The organism is Streptomyces olivoverticillatus, assembly GCF_014203555.1.
GTDB classification, from domain to species: Bacteria; Actinomycetota; Actinomycetes; order Streptomycetales; family Streptomycetaceae; genus Streptomyces; species Streptomyces olivoverticillatus.
In genome coordinates this window covers 236509-255464 of the sequence record NZ_JACHJH010000004.1, presented here as the reverse complement: position 1 = coordinate 255464, position 18956 = coordinate 236509, and the positions used below count along the sequence as shown (strand labels likewise).

The window sequence follows — 18956 nt, the reverse complement described above, 5'->3', positions numbered from 1 at the left end:
TAGGCAAAATGCCTTAGCGCCGACGGCGCGAGCGCGTGCTCCGGGCCGCCTTGGCCCGCTTGGCGGCGAAGCGCACCCCGCCGGGGCTCTCCCCCACCTCGACCCGGACCACTGTGGACAACGGGTCGACCACACCCTCACCCACCTGGAGCACCGATGTCCGGACGACACCGAGCTTGCTCAGCGCGCCTCGGGCGCTCTTGAGCTCCTCCTCGGCCGTGTCGCCCTTGAGAGCGAGCATCTCGCCGTACGGGCGCAGCAGCGGTACACCCCAGCCGGCGAGCCGGTCCAGCGGTGCCACAGCCCGGGCCGTGACGACGTGGACGGGCTCGACCTTGCCGAGCATCTCCTCGGCGCGGCCCCGGACGACCGTGACATGGTCCAGGCCCAGCAGCTCCACGACCTCCTGGAGGAAGGTCGTACGGCGCAGCAGCGGCTCCAGCAGGGTGATCTGCAGGTCGGGCCGGACCAGCGCCAGCGGAATGCCCGGCAGGCCGGCGCCGGAGCCCACGTCGCACACCGTCACGCCGTCCGGTACGGCTTCGGAGAGCACCGCGCAGTTCAGCAGGTGCCGCTCCCAGAGCCTGGGGACCTCACGGGGGCCGATCAGGCCGCGCTTCACCCCCGCGTCGGCGAGCAGCTCCGCATAGCGAACGGCCTCTGGAAAGCGGTCACCGAAAACCGCCCGCGCCGCTTCGGGCGCCGGGGGGAGCTCCGCTGCCTCTTCCACGGGGAACCGTCCTTCCGTACAACATCGTCGGGGAGTCTTGATCAGAAGATCAGGCTTCTGAATATCAGGCTGAGGGTGCCCTGAGGAATCTCAGGCTGACAAGGTTCGGCCCCGCCTGCGAGCAGACGGGGCCGTACACACCTGGAAGTGGGACCGGTCAGGCCGGGAGTACGACCACTCGGCGCTGGGGCTCATCGCCCTCGGACTCGCTGCGCAGGCCGGCGGCGGCCACCGCGTCATGGACGACCTTGCGCTCGAAGGGCGTCATCGGGTCGAGCTTGACCGGCTCGCCGCTGGTCTTGGCCTCCTGGGCGGCCTTGGCGCCCAGCTCGGCCAGCTCCTCGCGCTTGCGCGCGCGGAAGCCCGCGATGTCGAGCATCAGACGGCTGCGGTCCCCGGTCTCCCGGTTGACGGCCAGCCGGGTGAGCTCCTGGAGCGCTTCCAGCACTTCGCCGTCGCGGCCCACCAGCTTCTGCAGGTCACGGCTGGTGGAGTCGCTGATGATCGACACGGAGGCGCGGTCGGCCTCGACGTCCATGTCGATGTCGCCGTCGAGGTCGGCGATGTCCAGCAGCCCCTCGAGGTAGTCGGCCGCGATCTCGCCCTCCTGCTCCAGCCGGGAGAGGGTGTCGGTGCCCGGAGCGGCGGTCCCGCCGGTCTGAGGCTGCGTGTCCGTCACGGTGGACTCCTTCGTTACTTCTTCGTCGGGTGCTTGGGCTGCTGCGGGCCGCCCTTGCGCTGGCCGGCCTTGGTGCCGCGGGACGAACCGCCGGCCTGGTCGGACTTGGCGTCACCGCCGGAGCCTTCGCCGGAGCCCGGCTGATCCTTCTCCAGCGAGGTCTTCTTGCCGGGCTGGGCAGCCTGGGTGGTGCCGCCGACCTGGCGCTTGGACTTGGTCTGCCGCTTGGGCTGCTGGCGGGAGGCGCGGGCGGCCTCGGCGGCCTTCTTGGCCTCGACCTCGGCCGGGGCCTCCTTGAGCTTGCCCTTGGCGCGCAGGCGCTCCTGGCGCTGGGCGAAGGCGAGGGAGCCGGGGGTCGGGTTGCGGCGGATGACGAACATCTGCTGACCGAGGGTCCACACGTTGGTGGTGAGCCAGTAGACCAGGACACCGACGGGGAAGTTGATGCCGAAGACGGCGAACATGATCGGGAAGACGTACATCAGCATCTTCTGCTGCTGCATGAACGGCGTCTTCACCGTGAGGTCGACGTTCTTGGTCATCAGCTGGCGCTGCGTGTAGAACTGCGACAGCGACATCAGGATGATCATGATGACCGTGACGACGCGCACATCGGTCAGCGAGGCGCCGAGGGACTCGACCTTGGCCGCGGAGTCCGTGAACTTCACGGACAGGGGGGCACCGAAGATGTGTGCCTGGCGCGCGCTGTCCAGCAGCGACTTGTCGATGAAGCCGACCGTCTTGCCCTGCGCGATGTGGTTCAGGACCTGGTACAGCGAGATGAAGAAGGGCGACTGGGCCAGGATCGGGAGACAGCTCGAGAGCGGGTTGGTGCCCGTCTCCTTGTAGAGCTTCATCATCTCTTCGGACTGGCGCTGCTTGTCGCTCTTGTAGCGCTCCTGGATCGCCTTCATCTTCGGCTGGAGCGCCTGCATGTTCCGCGTGGCCTTGATCTGCTTCACGAAGAGCGGGATCAGGCAGATGCGGATCAGCACCACCAGCGAGACGATCGACAGGCCCCACGCCCAGCCGCTGTTCCTGTCGAAGATCAAGCTGTAGAACGCGTGGAACTGGACGATGATCCAGGAAACGGCGTAATAGAGGGGACCGAGGATCGTGTCCACGAATCAGGCTCCTTGGGCGTTGGGCTGGGTCTCGGGCTGAGCGACGGGCCCCGCTTCGGGGTGCCCACCCAGTCGGCTCCTCAGCCGCTGGTGCCAGACCGGACGCTTCCGGGGAGGGACGTGATCGACGCCACCGAGCGACCACGGGTTGCAGCGCAGGATGCGCCAGGCCGTCAGCACCGTTCCTTTGACCGCACCATGCCTGTCAATGGCTGTGTAGCCGTAGTGCGAGCACGACGGGTAGTACTTGCAGACCGGGCCCAGCAGAGGGCTGATGGTCCACTGGTAGATCTTGATCAACCAGAGCAGCGGATACTTCACTGTGCACTCCCTCCCGGGTGACCGGGGTTCCGGGGGTCACCCCCCGGGGGATTGCTTCGCGGCGCCCCTCCCAGCAGCCGCTGCAGCGCGGTATCGAGATCGCGGGCCAGTTCGTCGTGGTCCGCCTCGCCCGCGCCGGGCAGGGCTCGCACCACCACCAGGCTACCGGCGGGCAGAAGATCCAGCCGGTCACGCACGAGGTGGCGAAGCCGCCGCTTGACCCGGTTGCGGACGACGGCGATGCCGACGGCCTTGCTCACGACGAAACCCGCACGCACCGGGGGAGCACTCTCCCCGGGTGTGTGCGGGTCCGTTGAACCGCTTCGTAGGTGGACGACGAGGAGCGGGCGGCCGGCCCGGCGCCCTCGGCGAACCGCGGTGGCAAAGTCCTCGCGCCGCCTCAGCCGAGACTCGGAAGGCAGCACTTCATGGACCTTGACGTCGTGCTGGTCAGGCCGACAGGCGGGCGCGACCCTTGCCACGGCGGGACGCGAGAATCGCGCGGCCGGCACGGGTACGCATGCGCAGGCGGAAGCCGTGGGTCTTCGCGCGGCGGCGGTTGTTCGGCTGGAAGGTGCGCTTGCTCACTCGGGGACTCCAGAAATGAATCGTGTGATGGCGGGACATCGCCTGGCTGTCACCGTGCGCCCACGAGGAACTCGCAATACGCCCAAGTGCACCGCTTCATGACCACGACCCGACAGGATCGCCGTCTTTGCCCATCGGAGGCAGGCGGCAGCAGCCATCGACAACTCGACCTGGTCACGGTACGCGCGGCTACGCCATCCGGTCAAACCGGCAGCGCACCAGGGATACACCGTAGCTGCCCGGAGGCCCTGGCGCCGCGAGCACATGCCGCATGGCACATTTGTACACACCCTGTGGACAACGACTTGAACCGCGCGCCTCGGGCTGACTACCTTGACTGAACTCCTAATCTTTCCCGCCCGTCCCGAGAACCACACATTCGTGGGACTCCAGGGCGCCCCCCCGTGACTGAGAGAGCGTGTCCTGTGGCTGACCTGCCCGCCGATCTTGCCGCAGTGTGGCCGCGCGTGCTCGAACAGCTCCTCGGTGAGGGGCGTGGCCAGGGCGTGGAGAGCAAGGACGAGCACTGGATCAAGCGGTGCCAGCCCTTGGCACTGGTGGCCGACACGGCCCTGCTGGCCGTCCCCAACGAGTTCGCCAAGGGCGTCCTGGAGGGCCGCCTGGCCCCCATCGTCAGCGAGACCCTCAGCCGCGAGTGCGGCCGCCCCATCCGGATCGCGATCACCGTCGACGACTCCGCCGGCGAGCCGCCCGCCCCCCAGGCCCAGGACACCCGCCCGTCGCCCTACGACAACCCCGGCGCCGGCCCCGTCCCCCGTACGGGGGCGCAGGGACGTGACGTACGCGACCCGTACGAGAACGGCCGGGACGGCTACGAGGGCCACGGCGGCTACGAGGGCCGGGAGGGCTACGGCCGCCAGTCCGCCGCCGACGACCTGCCGGCCGTCCGCCCCGCGTACCCCGACTACCAGCAGCCCCGCCAGGAGCCCGGCTCCTGGCCCCGGCACACGGGCCCCTCCGGCCCCGCAGGCCCGCCCGCGCCCGACCGGGGCGACTACGGCTGGCAGCAGCCGCGGCTGGGCGGTTTCGCCGAGAGCGAGCGCGACCCGTACGCCACGCAGTACGAGCAGCAGCACCAGCAGCCGGACTACCGCTCCGGGGGAGCCGGGGAGCGCCCGTCGTACGAGCAGCAGCGCCGCGAGCTGCCCGAGAGCCCCGCGCGCGGGGGATCGGCCTCCGGCGGCGGCTCCGGCTCGTCGTCCTCGTCGTCCTCGTCGTCCTCCGCCTCGGGAGCCGCTGAGCCGACCGCACGCCTGAACCCGAAGTACCTCTTCGACACCTTCGTCATCGGCGCGTCCAACCGCTTCGCCCACGCGGCCGCGGTGGCGGTGGCCGAGGCGCCCGCCAAGGCGTACAACCCGCTGTTCATCTACGGGGAGTCGGGGCTCGGCAAGACGCATCTGCTGCACGCCATCGGGCACTACGCGCGGAGCCTGTACCCGGGCACCCGGGTGCGCTACGTGAGCTCCGAGGAGTTCACCAACGAGTTCATCAATTCCATCCGCGACGGCAAGGCGGACGCGTTCCGCAAGCGCTACCGCGACATGGACATCCTGCTGGTCGACGACATCCAGTTCCTGGCGAGCAAGGAGTCGACGCAGGAGGAGTTCTTCCACACCTTCAACACCCTGCACAACGCGAACAAGCAGATCGTGCTGTCCTCGGACCGGCCGCCCAAGCAGCTGGTCACCCTGGAGGACCGGCTGCGCAACCGCTTCGAGTGGGGCCTCATCACGGACGTGCAGCCGCCGGAGCTGGAGACGCGCATCGCGATCCTGCGGAAGAAGGCGGTCCAGGAGCAGCTCAACGCTCCGCCGGAGGTGCTGGAGTTCATCGCGTCCCGCATCTCGCGCAACATCCGCGAGCTGGAGGGCGCGCTGATCCGCGTCACCGCCTTCGCGAGCCTGAACCGGCAGCCGGTGGACCTCGGCCTCACCGAGATCGTGCTGAAGGACCTCATCCCCGGTGGCGAGGACGCGGCACCGGAGATCACCGCGACGGCCATCATGGCCGCCACCGCCGACTACTTCGGGCACACGGTCGAGGACCTGTGCGGTGCCTCGCGCAGCCGGGTGCTGGTGACGGCCCGGCAGATCGCCATGTACCTCTGCCGGGAGCTCACCGACCTCTCGCTGCCGAAAATCGGCGCACAGTTCGGCGGCCGCGACCACACGACCGTGATGCACGCGGACCGCAAAATCCGCGCTCTGATGGCCGAGCGGCGCTCGATCTACAACCAGGTGACCGAGCTGACCAACCGCATCAAGAACGGCTGAGACAGGCCGCCCGCGCACCGCTGAGGGCGCTTCGGGAGCTTCCCCGGGGCGCCCTTTCGCCGTCCTCGGGCCCCGTCCCCGCCATCCCGGAGCCCGTCCTCAAGCCCGTCTTGCCCGTCCCCGAGCCCGTCTCCACCGTCCCCGAGCCCGTCCTCGCCGTCCTCGGGCCCCGCCCGGATATCCCCAGCCTGTTCGAATACCGCCTCCGACCTGCCGGTTCTCCACAGATTTCGCCGCTGTCCACCGTCCACACCCTGGGGAGGGCGAAGTTATCCAGACGGTGTCCACAGACCGGGCTGTTGATATGCCATCAGGGGAGGTCAGGGGGTTGTGGATTTGTGGTCGACGAGGTTCCACAGCCTGTGGACGGCCGGACTGCTCACAACGGCCCCGACCGTTGTCCACCGGCCGCCCACAGGAGGACCGGTGTTATACACAGCCTTTCCACATCCCTGTCCACTGTTCGGCAACGAAACGCCCAAGGTCACCGCACCGAGTGAAAGGCGTCACACCAAGGTGCCGGGTTGGGCTGTGGGCAACGTGGGTAAACCTGGGGATGGCCCTGGGGAGAAGTGGGCCCTGCCTGTGCACCGGGTGTGCAGAACTTTCCGTGGTCCACAGACCACCCCGGTTTTCCACCGCCTCCACCCACAGGCCCGGTGGACAAAAAATCCGTTCCGACCTGGGCAAAGGCAGTTTTCCACCGTTTCCACAGGCCCTACTACTACGACCACAGAGATCTAGCGGGGAACTGGTTTCGAAGTGGGTGCTGTGGATGAATCGGCCTCGGGCCGCGCCACGCCCCGGACCTCGACTTGACCGCCAGCCGCACCGACTGTCAGCGGCGTGCGTCAGACTGGTCTCCGGCAACTCAGCCGACGACGTAGCCAGCAGGGCGAGCCAGCAACAAGCAGGAGGCGGTTCCGGTGAAGATCCGGGTGGAGCGCGATGTACTCGCGGAGGCAGTGGCCTGGGCGGCCCGCAGCCTCCCGGCCCGTCCGCCGGTGCCGGTCCTCGCGGGCCTGCTGCTGAAGGCCGAGGACGGCTCCCTGAGCCTCTCCGGCTTCGACTACGAGGTCTCCGCCCGCGTCTCGGTCGAGGCCGATGTGGAGGAGGACGGCACCGTCCTCGTCTCCGGCCGCCTGCTCGCCGACATCTGCCGCGCACTTCCCAACAGGCCTGTGGAGATCTCCACGGACGGCGTGCGCGTCACGGTCGTCTGCGGCTCCTCGCGATTCACACTCCACACCCTGCCTGTGGAGGAGTACCCGTCGCTGCCGCAGATGCCGACCGCCACCGGCACCGTGCCCGGCGAGGTCTTCGCCTCGGCCGTCGCCCAGGTGGCCATCGCCGCCGGCCGCGACGACACGCTGCCGGTGCTCACCGGTGTGCGCATCGAGATCGAGGGCGACACCGTCACCCTGGCCTCCACCGACCGCTACCGCTTCGCGGTCCGCGAGTTCATGTGGAAGCCCGAGACGCCGGACATCTCCGCCGTCGCCCTGGTGCCCGCCAAGACGCTCCTGGACACCGCCAAGTCGCTCAGCGGCGGCGACACGGTCTCGCTCGCGCTGAGCGGCTCCGGTGCCGGTGAGGGCCTCATCGGCTTCGAGGGCGCCGGTCGCCGCACGACCACCCGCCTCCTCGAGGGCGACCTGCCGAAGTACCGCACGCTCTTCCCGACCGAGTTCAACTCCGTCGCCGTGATCGAGACCGCCCCGTTCGTCGAGGCCGTCAAGCGCGTCGCACTCGTCGCCGAGCGGAACACCCCCGTGCGCCTCAGCTTCGAGCAGGGCGTGCTCATCCTGGAGGCCGGCTCCAGCGACGACGCACAGGCTGTGGAAAGGGTCGACGCCCAGCTCGAGGGCGACGACATCTCGATCGCGTTCAACCCCGGCTTCCTGCTGGAGGGCCTGTCCGCCATCGACTCGCCGGTCGCCCAGCTCTCCTTCACCACCTCCACCAAGCCCGCGCTGCTCAGCGGTAAGCCGGCCGTGGACGCGGAGGCCGACGAGGCCTACAAGTACCTGATCATGCCGGTGCGACTGTCCGGCTGAGCCCATGCCTCCCGGGACCGGGGCACTCACCCTTTGAGCGCCCCGGCCCCACAGGTGTGCACCGGCCCTCGGGCGTAGGCTCGGTCCCAGGAATCGCAACGACTACGGCATAGAGGATCACTGATGGAGCTCGGTCTCGTCGGTCTCGGCAAGATGGGCGGCAACATGCGCGAGCGCATCCGCCGCGCAGGCCACACCGTCATCGGATACGACCGCAACCGCGACCTGGCGGATGTCCACAGCCTCAAGGAGCTTGTGGATTCCCTGCAGGGTCCGCGCGTCGTGTGGGTGATGGTCCCGGCCGGTGCCGCCACCCAGTCCACGATCGACGAGCTCGGCGAGCTGCTGTCCCCCGGCGACGTCGTCGTCGACGGCGGAAACTCCCGCTGGACCGACGACGAGAAGCACGCCGAGGAGCTGGCGGCCAAGGGCATCGGCTTCGTCGACTGCGGCGTCTCCGGCGGCGTCTGGGGCCTGGAGAACGGCTACGCCCTGATGTACGGCGGCACCGCCGAGAACGTGGCGAAGGTCCAGCCGGTCTTCGACGCGCTCAAGCCCGAAGGCGACTTCGGCTCGGTCCACGCGGGCAAGGTCGGCGCCGGCCACTTCGCCAAGATGGTCCACAACGGCATCGAGTACGCCATGATGCAGGCCTACGCCGAGGGCTGGGAGCTCCTGGAGAAGGTCGACTCCGTCACCGACGTGCGCGAGGTCTTCCGCTCCTGGCAGGAGGGCACGGTCATCCGTTCCTGGCTGCTGGATCTGGCCGTCAACGCCCTCGACGAGGACGAGCACCTGGACCGCCTGCGCGGCTTCGCGGCCGACTCCGGCGAAGGCCGCTGGACGGTCGAGGCCGCCATCGACAACGCCGTGCCGCTGCCCGCGATCACGGCCTCGCTCTTCGCGCGCTTCGCCTCGCGCCAGGAGGACTCCCCGCAGATGAAGATGATCGCCGCGCTGCGCAACCAGTTCGGTGGCCACGCGGTCGAGAGCAAGTAACACCCGCAGCCGGGGGAGGTCGGCGCGCAACCATGCATGTTTCGCATCTGTCGCTGGCCGACTTCCGCTCGTACGCCCGGGCCGAGGTCCCACTCGACCCGGGCGTCACGGCTTTCGTGGGCCCCAACGGCCAGGGCAAGACCAACCTGGTCGAGGCCGTCGGCTATCTCGCCACCCTCGGCAGCCACCGGGTCTCCTCCGACGCCCCGATGGTCCGGCTCGGGGCGGAGCGCGCGGTCATCCGCGCCGCCGTCACCCAGGGCGAGCGCCAGCAGCTGATCGAGCTGGAGCTCAACCCCGGCAAGGCCAACCGGGCCAGGATCAACCGTTCCTCCCAGGTCAGACCGCGCGATGTCCTCGGCATCGTGCGCACCGTCCTGTTCGCCCCCGAGGACCTGGCGCTGGTCAAGGGCGACCCCGGCGAGCGCCGCCGCTTCCTCGACGAGCTGATCACCGCCCGCGCCCCGCGCATGGCCGGCGTCCGCTCCGACTACGAGCGCGTCCTCAAGCAGCGCAACACCCTGCTGAAGTCCGCCGCCATGGCCCGCCGCCACGGAGGCAAGGGCATGGACCTGTCCACCCTCGACGTGTGGGACCAGCACCTGGCCCGCGCCGGCGCCGAGCTGCTCGCCCACCGCCTGGACTTGATCGCCACCCTGCGCCCGCTGGCCGACAAGGCGTACGAGCAGCTGGCGCCCGGCGGCGGCCCGGTCTCCTTCGACTACCGGGGCCCGGCCGGATCGGAGGGCGCCCACAGCCGCGAGGAGCTCTACGAGGTCCTCGCCGCGGCGCTCGGCGAGGCGCGCAAGCAGGAGATCGAGCGCGGCGTGACCCTGGTCGGCCCGCACCGCGACGAACTGGTGCTGCGCCTGGGCGAGCTCCCGGCCAAGGGCTACGCCTCGCACGGCGAGTCCTGGTCGTACGCGCTGGCCCTGCGCCTGGCCTCGTACGAGCTGCTGCGCTCGGAGGGCAACGAGCCGGTGCTCATCCTGGACGACGTCTTCGCCGAGCTCGACGCCCGGCGGCGGGAGCGGCTGGCCGAGATGGTCGCGCCCGGCGAGCAGGTGCTGGTGACGGCCGCCGTCGACGACGACGTGCCCGCCCTCCTGTCCGGTGCGCGCTACGCGGTCGCGGAAGGTGCGGTCGAGCGCGTATGAGCGAGCAGCCGGTGACGCCCCCCACCCCGCCCGAGCCCTCCGGAGTGGATCTGGCCCGGGTGGCGCTGCGCGCCGCCAAGGAGCAGGCCCGGGCACGCGGCAACGCCGCACTCCAGAAGAAGCAGGCGCGCCGCGGCGGCCTGCGCTCCGGCGCGCGCGCCGACGGCCGCGACCCGCTGCCGCTGGGCGCCGCGATCAACCGGCTGATCACCGAGCGCGGTTGGGAGACGCCCGCCGCGGTGGGCGGGGTGATGGGCCGCTGGCCGCAGATGGTGGGCCCGGAGGTGGCACTGCACTGCGAGCCGCAGAAGTACGACGAGGACGCACGGGTGCTGACCGTGCAGTGCGACTCGACGGCGTGGGCGACGCAGCTGCGGCTGCTGGCGCCGCAGCTGGTGGCCCGGCTCAACGACGACCTGGGCCAGGGCACCGTAAAGATGATCAAGGTGCTGGGTCCGGGAGGGCCCGGACGGCGCTACGGGCCGCTGCGCGCCCCCGGCAGCACCGGCCCGGGCGACACCTACGGGTGAAACCGGGCGCCGGATCGACCTCCGGTGTGCGCCCGGAGGCCTCCGTGACCCCGGATGCCCCCTGGGACTCCGCTCATGGTTGCGGGTGGTTGACAGCCGGAAGCGCTGAGTGCCGCTGTGAGCCTCTTGGAGCCCGGGTCTACATATAGGGAGTCGGCTGATGCCGGTTCAGGGCGGCACGTGAGGACTCAGGCACCGCCAAACCCCCATTCATGTCAGTGCCACCGGTACACTGGTAGTAATCCCGCCGGCTTGCGGGACTCGTCGACCAACGCTGAACGACGCAGCCGCTCCTGCCTGCCCCGGGCGGGGTCTTCCGCCGTAGGCAGGGGAAGGCCTGTGCTGTGCCAGAAAGGGCGCTTCGTGGCCGATTCCGGCAACCCCAACGAGAACACCACCACCTCCCAGGACGAGGGCGCCGCACCCGGCGCCCCTTCCGCTGAGACGTCGGCGTCGTACGACGCCAGCGCGATCACCGTCCTGGAGGGACTGGACGCGGTCCGCAAGCGGCCCGGCATGTACATCGGCTCGACCGGTGAGCGTGGCCTGCACCACCTGGTGCAGGAGGTCGTCGACAACTCCGTCGACGAGGCCCTGGCCGGACACGCGGACACCATCGACGTGACGATCCTGCCCGACGGCGGCGTGCGCGTCGTCGACAACGGCCGCGGCATCCCCGTGGACATCGTCCCCTCCGAGGGGAAGCCGGCCGTCGAGGTCGTGCTCACCGTGCTGCACGCGGGCGGCAAGTTCGGCGGCGGCGGCTACGCCGTCTCCGGCGGTCTGCACGGCGTCGGCGTTTCGGTCGTCAACGCCCTGTCGACGCGCGTCGCTGTCGAGGTCAAGCGCGACGGCTTCCGCTGGACCCAGGACTACAAGCTCGGTGCCCCCACGGCCCCGCTGCAGAAGAACGAGGCGACCGACGAGTCCGGCACCTCGGTCACCTTCTGGGCCGACGGCGACATCTTCGAGACCACCGAGTACTCCTTCGAGACGCTCGCGCGGCGCTTCCAGGAGATGGCCTTCCTCAACAAGGGCCTGCGCATCTCGCTGACGGACTTCCGCGCCGACCACGTCGACGAAGAGGGCAAGCCGCTCACGGTCGAGTACCACTACGAGGGCGGCATCGTCGACTTCGTGAAGTACCTCAACTCGCGTAAGGGCGAGCTGATCCACCCGACCGTCATCGACGTCGAGGCCGAGGACAAGGAGCGCATGCTCTCGGTCGAGATCGCGATGCAGTGGAACAGCCAGTACAGCGAGGGTGTGTACAGCTTCGCCAACACCATCCACACCCACGAGGGCGGTACGCACGAAGAGGGCTTCCGCGCCGCGCTGACCGGTCTGATCAACCGTTACGCCCGCGACAAGAAGCTGCTGCGCGAGAAGGACGACAACCTCACGGGTGAGGACATCCGCGAGGGTCTGACCGCGATCATCTCCGTCAAGCTCGGCGAGCCGCAGTTCGAGGGCCAGACGAAGACGAAGCTCGGCAACACCGAGGCCAAGACCTTCGTGCAGAAGGTCGTCCACGAGCACCTCACGGACTGGCTCGACCGCAACCCCAACGAGGCCGCGGACATCATCCGCAAGGGCATCCAGGCCGCGACCGCCCGCGTGGCGGCCCGCAAGGCGCGCGACCTGACCCGCCGCAAGGGCCTGCTGGAGACGGCGTCGCTGCCGGGCAAGCTCAGCGACTGCCAGTCCAACGACCCGACGAAGTGCGAGATCTTCATCGTCGAGGGTGACTCCGCCGGCGGCTCGGCCAAGTCCGGCCGGAACCCGCAGTACCAGGCGATCCTCCCGATCCGAGGCAAGATCCTCAACGTCGAGAAGGCGCGCGTCGACAAGATCCTGCAGAACACCGAGGTCCAGGCGCTGATCTCCGCCTTCGGCACCGGCGTGCACGAGGACTTCGACATCGCGAAGCTCCGCTATCACAAGATCATCCTGATGGCGGACGCCGACGTCGACGGCCAGCACATCAACACCCTGCTGCTGACCTTCCTCTTCCGCTTCATGCGGCCGCTGGTCGAGGCCGGGCACGTCTACCTCTCCCGTCCGCCGCTGTACAAGATCAAGTGGGGCCGGGACGACTTCGAGTACGCCTACTCCGACCGCGAGCGCGACGCGCTGATCCAGCTCGGCCGGGAGAACGGCAAGCGGATCAAGGACGACTCGGTCCAGCGCTTCAAGGGCCTCGGCGAGATGAACGCCGAGGAGCTGCGCGTCACCACCATGGACGTCGACCACCGTGTGCTCGGCCAGGTCACCCTGGACGACGCCGCGCAGGCGGACGACCTGTTCTCGGTGCTCATGGGCGAGGACGTCGAGGCACGGCGCTCCTTCATCCAGCGCAACGCCAAGGACGTCCGCTTCCTCGACATCTGAGCCTGTCGGCCCACGAGAAACAGCCGCAGCGCGAAAGGACTTTGAACAGCAATGGCCGACGAGACCCCTGAGACTCCCACCGCCCCTGTGCCCGAAGTGACGCCCGAAGGCGCCCCCGCACCGCTGGAGGGCGTGGGGATGCGCGTCGAGCCCGTGGGGCTCGAGACGGAGATGCAGCGCTCCTACCTCGACTACGCGATGAGCGTGATCGTCTCGCGTGCGCTGCCCGACGTCCGCGACGGCCTCAAGCCGGTGCACCGCCGCGTGCTCTACGCGATGTACGACGGCGGCTACCGGCCCGAGAAGGGCTTCTACAAGTGCGCCCGTGTCGTCGGTGACGTCATGGGTACGTACCACCCGCACGGCGACGCCTCGATCTACGACGCGCTGGTGCGCCTCGCCCAGCCCTGGTCGATGCGTCTGCCGCTGGTGGACTCCAACGGCAACTTCGGTTCCCCGGGCAACGACCCGGCCGCCGCCATGCGGTACACCGAATGCAAGATGATGCCGCTGTCCATGGAGATGCTCCGGGACATCGACGAGGAGACCGTCGACTTCCAGGACAACTACGACGGCCGCAACCAGGAGCCGACGGTCCTGCCGGCCCGCATCCCCAACCTGCTGATCAACGGCTCGGCGGGCATCGCGGTCGGCATGGCCACCAACATCCCGCCGCACAACCTGCGCGAGGTGGCCGAGGGCGCCCAGTGGTTCCTGGCGAACCCCGAGGCGACGCCCGAGGAACTCCTCGAGGCGCTCATGGAGCGCATCAAGGGCCCCGACTTCCCGACCGGCGCCCTCGTGGTGGGCCGCAAGGGCATCGAGGAGGCCTACCGCACCGGCCGCGGCTCGATCACCATGCGTGCGGTGGTCCAGGTCGAGGAGATCCAGAACCGCCAGTGCCTGGTGGTCACCGAGCTGCCCTACCAGGTCAACCCGGACAACCTCGCGCAGAAGATCGCCGACCTGGTGAAGGACGGCAAGGTCGGCGGCATCGCGGACGTCCGCGACGAGACCTCCTCCCGCACCGGCCAGCGCCTGGTGATCGTCCTCAAGCGGGACGCGGTCGCCAAGGTCGTCCTCAACAACCTCTACAAGCACACCGACCTGCAGACGAACTTCGGCGCCAACATGCTGGCGCTGGTGGACGGCGTGCCGCGCACCCTGTCGCTGGACGCCTTCATCCGCAACTGGGTCACCCACCAGGTAGAGGTCATCGTCCGGCGCACCCGCTTCCGGCTGCGCAAGGCCGAGGAGCGCGCCCACATCCTGCGCGGCCTGCTCAAGGCCCTGGACGCCATCGACGAGGTCATCGCGCTGATCCGGCGCAGCGACACCGTCGACGTCGCCCGCGGGGGCCTGATGGGCCTGCTGCAGATCGACGAGATCCAGGCCAACGCGATCCTGGAAATGCAGCTGCGCCGCCTGGCGGCCCTGGAGCACCAGAAGATCACCGCGGAGCACGACGAGCTCCAGGCGAAGATCAACGAGTACAACGCGATCCTCGCCTCGCCCGAGCGGCAGCGGATGATCATCAGCGAGGAGCTCGCCGCCATCGTCGACAAGTTCGGCGACGACCGGCGCTCCGAGCTGATCCCCTTCGACGGCGACATGTCCATCGAGGACCTCATCGCCGAAGAGGACATCGTCGTCACCATCACCAACGGTGGCTACGTCAAGCGCACCAAGACCGAGGACTACCGCTCGCAGAAGCGCGGCGGCAAGGGCGTACGGGGCACGAAGCTCAAGCAGGACGACATCGTCGACCACTTCTTCGTCTCCACCACGCACCACTGGCTGCTGTTCTTCACCAACAAGGGCCGGGTCTACCGCGCCAAGGCCTACGAGCTGCCGGACGCCGGCCGGGACGCGCGCGGCCAGCACGTGGCCAACCTGCTGGCCTTCCAGCCGGACGAGAAGATCGCCCAGATCCTCGCCGTCCGCGACTACGAGGCGGCGCCCTACCTGGTGCTCGCCACCAAGTCCGGCCTGGTGAAGAAGACCCCGCTCAAGGACTACGACTCGCCGCGCTCCGGCGGTGTCATCGCCATCAACCTCCGCGAGACGGACGGCGGTGTCGAGGACGAGCTGATCGGTGCCGAGCTGGTCTCCGCCGAGGACGACCTGCTGCTGGTCAGCAAGAAGGCGCAGTCCATCCGGTTCACCGCAACGGATGAAGCCCTCCGTCCCATGGGCCGCGCCACCTCGGGCGTCAAGGGCATGAGCTTCCGCGAGGGCGATGAGCTGCTGTCGATGAACGTCGTCCGGCCGGGCACGTTCGTCTTCACCGCGACAGACGGCGGTTACGCGAAGCGGACCAATGTCGACGAGTACCGGGTCCAGGGCCGTGGCGGTCTCGGCATCAAGGCTGCCAAGATCGTCGAGGACCGCGGTTCGCTGGTCGGCGCCCTGGTGGTCGAGGAGAGCGACGAGATCCTCGCCATCACGCTGGGCGGCGGCGTGATCCGCACCCGGGTGGACGAGGTCAGGGAGACCGGCCGTGACACCATGGGCGTCCAACTGATCAACCTGGGCAAGCGCGATGCCGTCGTGGGCATCGCACGGAACGCCGAGGCCGGTCGCGAGGCTGAGGGCGTCGAGGAGTTGGCCGACGCAGCCGAGGGCGACGGGCCGGGGGCGGCCGAGGGCACGGCGCCCACGGCCGAGGACACCGAGGAGTAAGTCGTGAGTCGAGCCACGGGCACCGCGGCAGGCGGGGCCGGTGCCAAGCGGAGCGGTTCCGCCCGCACCGTCACCGATACAGCAGGTTCCCGTGGCTCGGGCACCGAGGACACCAAGGCCGTCGGCACCGCAGATGCCGACGGCGAGGGTGGGGCAGTCTCCAAGGGTGGTGACACCAAGTCCGCAGGCAGGGGGAAGAGCGTGACGGAGACCCGAGGTCCTCAGCCCTACCACCCGCCGAAGGCCTACGAGCCTCCGGCGGAGCGCTCCGCTTCGGATTCCGCTTCGGGTGCCGCAGCCGATGACGCATCCGGTTCCGCTTCCGAATCCGCTTCCAAGAACGGCAAGGCCGGCAAGCCCGCCAAGGCCGCGCGCGGGTCCGCCAAGGCCACGGAGCCCGCCAAGGCCGCAGGCCCCGTCAAGGCGTCCGGCCGGCCCACCGTCCCGGAGCAGGCCCGCCCGGCGCGTCCTGAGGCCCGTACGGCCCCGCGGACGCGCAAGGCACGGCTGCGGGTGGCCAAGGCCGACCCGTGGTCGGTGATGAAGGTCAGCTTCCTGCTGTCGGTGGCGCTGGGCGTGTGCACGATCGTGGCGGCGGCCGTGCTGTGGACGGTCCTGGACGTCATGGGCGTCTTCTCCACCGTCGGCGGCACGATCAGCGACGCCACGGGCTCCAGCGAGGGCGGCGGCTTCGACCTGCAGTCGTTCCTGTCGCTGCCGAACGTGCTGCTGTTCACCTCGGTGATCGCCGTGATCGACGTGGTGCTGGCGACGGCCCTGGCGACGCTGGGAGCCTTTGTCTACAACCTCTCCGCCGGGTTCGTGGGCGGCGTCGAGCTCACTCTCGCCGAGGACGAATAGCGGCCGGAGGAGGCCGGGGCCCGGACGATTTTGGGACTGGGCCCCAAGTGCGCTAATCTTTCGGTGCAGCGCGGGGCTATAGCTCAGACGGTTAGAGCGCTTCCCTGATAAGGAAGAGGCCACAGGTTCAAGTCCTGTTAGCCCCACCGCACGATCGGCCCGGACGGAATTCTCCGTCCGGGCCGATCGCTTTTGGGAGTTCGGGCCGGAGGCTATCCACGGAGGCCGTGGCCGGGCGGCTGCCGGGGGAGCGGACGCAGGTCACCGATCGGTATCGGCCGGTGTGTATCATCGGCCACCAGAGGTCCCCTTACGTCAAGGAAAGACGAGGTCGCGCGGTGAAGAAGCTGCTCCTGGTCGCACTGGCCGCCATCGGCGGGCTCCTCGTGTACCGGCAGATCCAGGCGGATCGTGCCGAGCAGGACCTGTGGACGGAGGCGACCGACTCCGTGCCCGCAGGTTCGGGCGTGTGAGCCATCACGAGTTTTGACGCAGGGCCCCGGCCGCTTCAAGCGGCCGGGGCCCTGTGGCGTTCCGGGGTCTGTGGCGTGGCGTTCCGGGCCCCTTTGGCCGTTCCATCCCCCGAATACTTGCAATCGCAAATAAAATGATTGCGAAAGTGAACTGCCTGCGGCTGCTCACCACCCTCCGGCCGTGAGCGCCCACACCCCGACCGCCAGGCACAGCAGCGCGACGAGCAGCACCGGGACCGCCACCTTGGGCGAGGGGCCGGGACGCCCGCGTGCGGGCCGTAACGGCCTTGCAGGGGGCGTATGGGCCACGAGCGGGGGCGGCGGCGCCGCGGGTCGCGGCAGCGGCCGGGAGAAGGGCTGAGCGCCGCTGTAGGGCCGTGTGGGCGGGTAGTTCGGGCGGGGCGGTGCCGCCGGACGGACGGTGGCCGGCGTTTCCCCTTCCGGTGAGCGCTCCGGCCGCGGCGCGGGGCCGTTCGGGCCGAAACCCTCGGGCAGCGGGCCCAGCTGGTCGAAGACCTCGATCCGCTCCTCGTCCGCCGGGGGCGGATCCAGCAGCTTCACGGCGGCCGCAAGCGCCTTGCGCGCCCCCGCAGCGGTGCGGAAACGGGCGTAGGGGTCGGGCTGCAGCAGATTCGCGATCACCTCCCACAGCGGCGCCGGGACCTCTTCCGGCGGGCCTGGCACGCCGTGCTCCAGGAATCGCTCCACGAGCGCCTCGGCATCCGGTTTGCGGCCCGTGAGCAGATAGAGCGCCACCAGACCGACGGCGAAGAGATCCGCGGGGAAGTCGGGCTCCTCGCCCACCATTTGCTCCGGCGCGAAGTAACCGGGCGTCCCCATCACGAAGTTGGTCTCGGTCAGCCGGGGCTCGCCCTTGCGCATGGCGATACCGAAATCGGAGAGGCGTAAATGCGGCCGCCCAGTACCGGTCGCCTCCAAAAGGAGGTTGGCCGGTTTGATGTCCCGGTGCACCACGCCTTCCGCATGCACCGCGGTGAGCCCCGACAGCAACTGGTCGAGGAGAACGCACACGAAGTGCGGCGGCAAGGGGCCGTAATCGCCGATGAGATGGGCGAGCGAGCCGCCGCGCACCACGTCCATGGTGAACAGCACCTTGTCGTCGTCGGCCGCCCAGCTCATCGGCGCGAGCACATGGGGGTGGTCGATCCGCAGCGCCTGCTCGCGGACGAACCTCAGCAGGGTGTGGGCGTCGGACTGCTGGAGCACCTTGGCGGCCACGTAGCGCTTGCGGCGCCGGTCCCAGGCCCGCCACACGGCCCCCGCCCCGCCGCGACCGATCGGGTCCACCAGCTCGTACCGCCCGGCGAAGAGCTCACCCATCGCGTCTGTACCGCCCCCGCCCAGGCCAGCCGTATTGCCCCCACCCCAGCCACCCGCCGCGCCGTGCCCACACGGTCAGCTCTGGTGCGCCTCGTAGTGCGCGACCGCCTCGGCTGTCCGTCCGGCGCCGTAGACCCGCAGGAACTCGGCCAGTTCGGGGTGGGTGGGAGCGAGGGTGACCGCGGCGTCGATGATGTCGCCCGCGCCCGCCACGGAGCGCAGCAGCGACTGGATCTCGCGCACCACGCGGCGCACGGTCGGCGCACCGCTGCTGGCCGTGGTCTGGGTGGAGTTGAGGACCGAGCCGCCCGAGCTCTTCTTGACCTCCTCCATCCGCTCGGCGGCCTCGGCGGCGCTCACGCTGCCGTCCGCGACCTGGCTGGAGAGCTCCTGGAGCGCCTGGACCCGCTGCACCACGGCAGGATTGCCGATCTTCGCGCGCTGACCGCTCATCAGCTGCGAGAGCATGGGCGCCGAAAGGCCCAGAACGGAGGCGAGACGGGCCTGGTTGAGGCCGAGGTCGTCGATGAGACGGCGGAAGAGCGCCCCCAACGGCTCCCCGTACCAGCTGCGCTGCAGCTCCCGTGCGCGGGCGGTGGCTTCCTGCTGTGCTGCGTCCATCTCGCTCTCCCCTTCGCTTCGCTGCCGCGAATCTTGCGGTGCATCCTACGGAGAGTGGTGGGTCCCGGCGATACCCGGTCGGGAAACACTCCTGGCACCGGGTAG

General features: G+C 69.5%; 16 protein-coding genes, 1 tRNA gene and 1 pseudogene. 10 read left to right on the top strand and 8 right to left on the bottom strand.

Features of this window, described 5'->3' with window-relative positions; translation table 11 throughout:
• Positions 1-13 precede the first annotated feature (13 nt).
• The 6 genes and pseudogenes from rsmG to rpmH form a co-directional block, all read right to left on the bottom strand.
• The gene (gene rsmG, locus FHS39_RS15340; RefSeq protein WP_184349898.1) at positions 14-730 is read right to left on the bottom strand and encodes a 16S rRNA (guanine(527)-N(7))-methyltransferase RsmG; all 717 of its coding nucleotides are present in this window, start codon (positions 728-730) and stop codon (positions 14-16) included.
• A 157-nt stretch (positions 731-887) separates the two neighbouring features.
• On the bottom strand, positions 888-1409 hold the full coding sequence (locus FHS39_RS15335; RefSeq protein ID WP_184349897.1) for a R3H domain-containing nucleic acid-binding protein: 522 nt from the start codon (positions 1407-1409) through the stop codon (positions 888-890).
• 14 nt (positions 1410-1423) lie between these two features.
• Positions 1424-2533: a membrane protein insertase YidC gene (gene yidC / locus FHS39_RS15330; protein WP_184349896.1), complete on the bottom strand. Its 1110-nt coding sequence runs from the start codon at positions 2531-2533 to the stop codon at positions 1424-1426.
• Between the two features lie 3 nt (positions 2534-2536).
• The gene (yidD, locus tag FHS39_RS15325) at positions 2537-2854 is read right to left on the bottom strand and encodes a membrane protein insertion efficiency factor YidD (protein WP_184349895.1); all 318 of its coding nucleotides are present in this window, start codon (positions 2852-2854) and stop codon (positions 2537-2539) included.
• Positions 2855-2910: 56 nt separating this feature from the next.
• Positions 2911-3279: pseudogene (gene rnpA, locus FHS39_RS15320) on the bottom strand (ribonuclease P protein component); the annotation flags it as partial.
• A gap of 25 nt (positions 3280-3304) precedes the next feature.
• Positions 3305-3442: a 50S ribosomal protein L34 gene (gene rpmH, locus FHS39_RS15315; RefSeq protein ID WP_003949374.1), complete on the bottom strand. Its 138-nt coding sequence runs from the start codon at positions 3440-3442 to the stop codon at positions 3305-3307.
• A gap of 425 nt (positions 3443-3867) precedes the next feature.
• Here rpmH and dnaA point away from each other — a divergent pair, with 425 nt between their 5' ends.
• The 10 genes from dnaA to FHS39_RS25160 all read left to right on the top strand — a co-directional run bounded on the left by dnaA (position 3868) and on the right by FHS39_RS25160 (position 16889).
• Positions 3868-5739: a chromosomal replication initiator protein DnaA gene (dnaA, locus tag FHS39_RS15310; RefSeq protein ID WP_184349893.1), complete on the top strand. Its 1872-nt coding sequence runs from the start codon at positions 3868-3870 to the stop codon at positions 5737-5739.
• Positions 5740-6665: 926 nt separating this feature from the next.
• Positions 6666-7796, top strand: a complete 1131-nt coding sequence (dnaN, locus tag FHS39_RS15305) for a DNA polymerase III subunit beta (RefSeq protein ID WP_184349892.1) — start codon at positions 6666-6668, stop codon at positions 7794-7796.
• Between the two features lie 123 nt (positions 7797-7919).
• On the top strand, positions 7920-8795 hold the full coding sequence (gene gnd, locus FHS39_RS15300; protein ID WP_045932066.1) for a phosphogluconate dehydrogenase (NAD(+)-dependent, decarboxylating): 876 nt from the start codon (positions 7920-7922) through the stop codon (positions 8793-8795).
• A gap of 32 nt (positions 8796-8827) precedes the next feature.
• Positions 8828-9952 carry a DNA replication/repair protein RecF gene (gene recF / locus FHS39_RS15295; RefSeq protein ID WP_184349891.1) on the top strand — a complete coding sequence of 375 codons (1125 nt, stop codon included), beginning with the start codon at positions 8828-8830 and terminating at the stop codon, positions 9950-9952.
• Positions 9949-10482 carry a DciA family protein gene (locus FHS39_RS15290; protein ID WP_045932064.1) on the top strand — a complete coding sequence of 178 codons (534 nt, stop codon included), beginning with the start codon at positions 9949-9951 and terminating at the stop codon, positions 10480-10482. The genes recF and FHS39_RS15290 overlap by 4 nt, the downstream gene beginning before the upstream one ends.
• 339 nt (positions 10483-10821) lie before the next feature.
• Positions 10822-12873 (top strand): DNA topoisomerase (ATP-hydrolyzing) subunit B, encoded by a 2052-nt coding sequence (gyrB, locus tag FHS39_RS15285; protein ID WP_184349890.1) that lies wholly within the window; start codon positions 10822-10824, stop codon positions 12871-12873.
• A 51-nt stretch (positions 12874-12924) separates the two neighbouring features.
• Positions 12925-15555: a DNA gyrase subunit A gene (gyrA, locus tag FHS39_RS15280; protein ID WP_184349889.1), complete on the top strand. Its 2631-nt coding sequence runs from the start codon at positions 12925-12927 to the stop codon at positions 15553-15555.
• A gap of 3 nt (positions 15556-15558) precedes the next feature.
• Positions 15559-16416: a DUF3566 domain-containing protein gene (locus tag FHS39_RS25875; RefSeq protein WP_343069591.1), complete on the top strand. Its 858-nt coding sequence runs from the start codon at positions 15559-15561 to the stop codon at positions 16414-16416.
• A 72-nt stretch (positions 16417-16488) separates the two neighbouring features.
• A tRNA-Ile gene (locus FHS39_RS15270) sits at positions 16489-16562 on the top strand.
• 192 nt (positions 16563-16754) lie between these two features.
• A complete protein-coding gene (locus tag FHS39_RS25160; protein WP_003958712.1) occupies positions 16755-16889 on the top strand; it encodes a DLW-39 family protein in 135 nt (44 codons plus the stop codon).
• Between the two features lie 165 nt (positions 16890-17054).
• On the opposite strand, the gene FHS39_RS15260 is transcribed toward FHS39_RS25160, so the two are convergent.
• Positions 17055-18230: a serine/threonine-protein kinase gene (locus tag FHS39_RS15260; RefSeq protein ID WP_184349888.1), complete on the bottom strand. Its 1176-nt coding sequence runs from the start codon at positions 18228-18230 to the stop codon at positions 17055-17057.
• 75 nt (positions 18231-18305) lie between these two features.
• Positions 18306-18851, bottom strand: a complete 546-nt coding sequence (locus tag FHS39_RS15255) for a helix-turn-helix domain-containing protein (protein ID WP_045932060.1) — start codon at positions 18849-18851, stop codon at positions 18306-18308.
• Between the last annotated feature and the right edge of the window lie 105 nt (positions 18852-18956).

Bases quoted from the DNA above. Each gene is read 5' to 3' on its own strand.
- FHS39_RS15290 (WP_045932064.1), top strand. From the start codon at position 9,949: ATGAGCGAGCAGCCGGTGACGCCCCCCACCCCGCCCGAGCCCTCCGGA.
- gyrA (WP_184349889.1), top strand. From the start codon at position 12,925: ATGGCCGACGAGACCCCTGAGACTCCCACCGCCCCTGTGCCCGAAGTG.
- gnd (WP_045932066.1), top strand. From the start codon at position 7,920: ATGGAGCTCGGTCTCGTCGGTCTCGGCAAGATGGGCGGCAACATGCGC.
- FHS39_RS15260 (WP_184349888.1), bottom strand. From the start codon at position 18,230: ATGGGTGAGCTCTTCGCCGGGCGGTACGAGCTGGTGGACCCGATCGGT.
- FHS39_RS15255 (WP_045932060.1), bottom strand. From the start codon at position 18,851: ATGGACGCAGCACAGCAGGAAGCCACCGCCCGCGCACGGGAGCTGCAG.
- recF (WP_184349891.1), top strand. From the start codon at position 8,828: ATGCATGTTTCGCATCTGTCGCTGGCCGACTTCCGCTCGTACGCCCGG.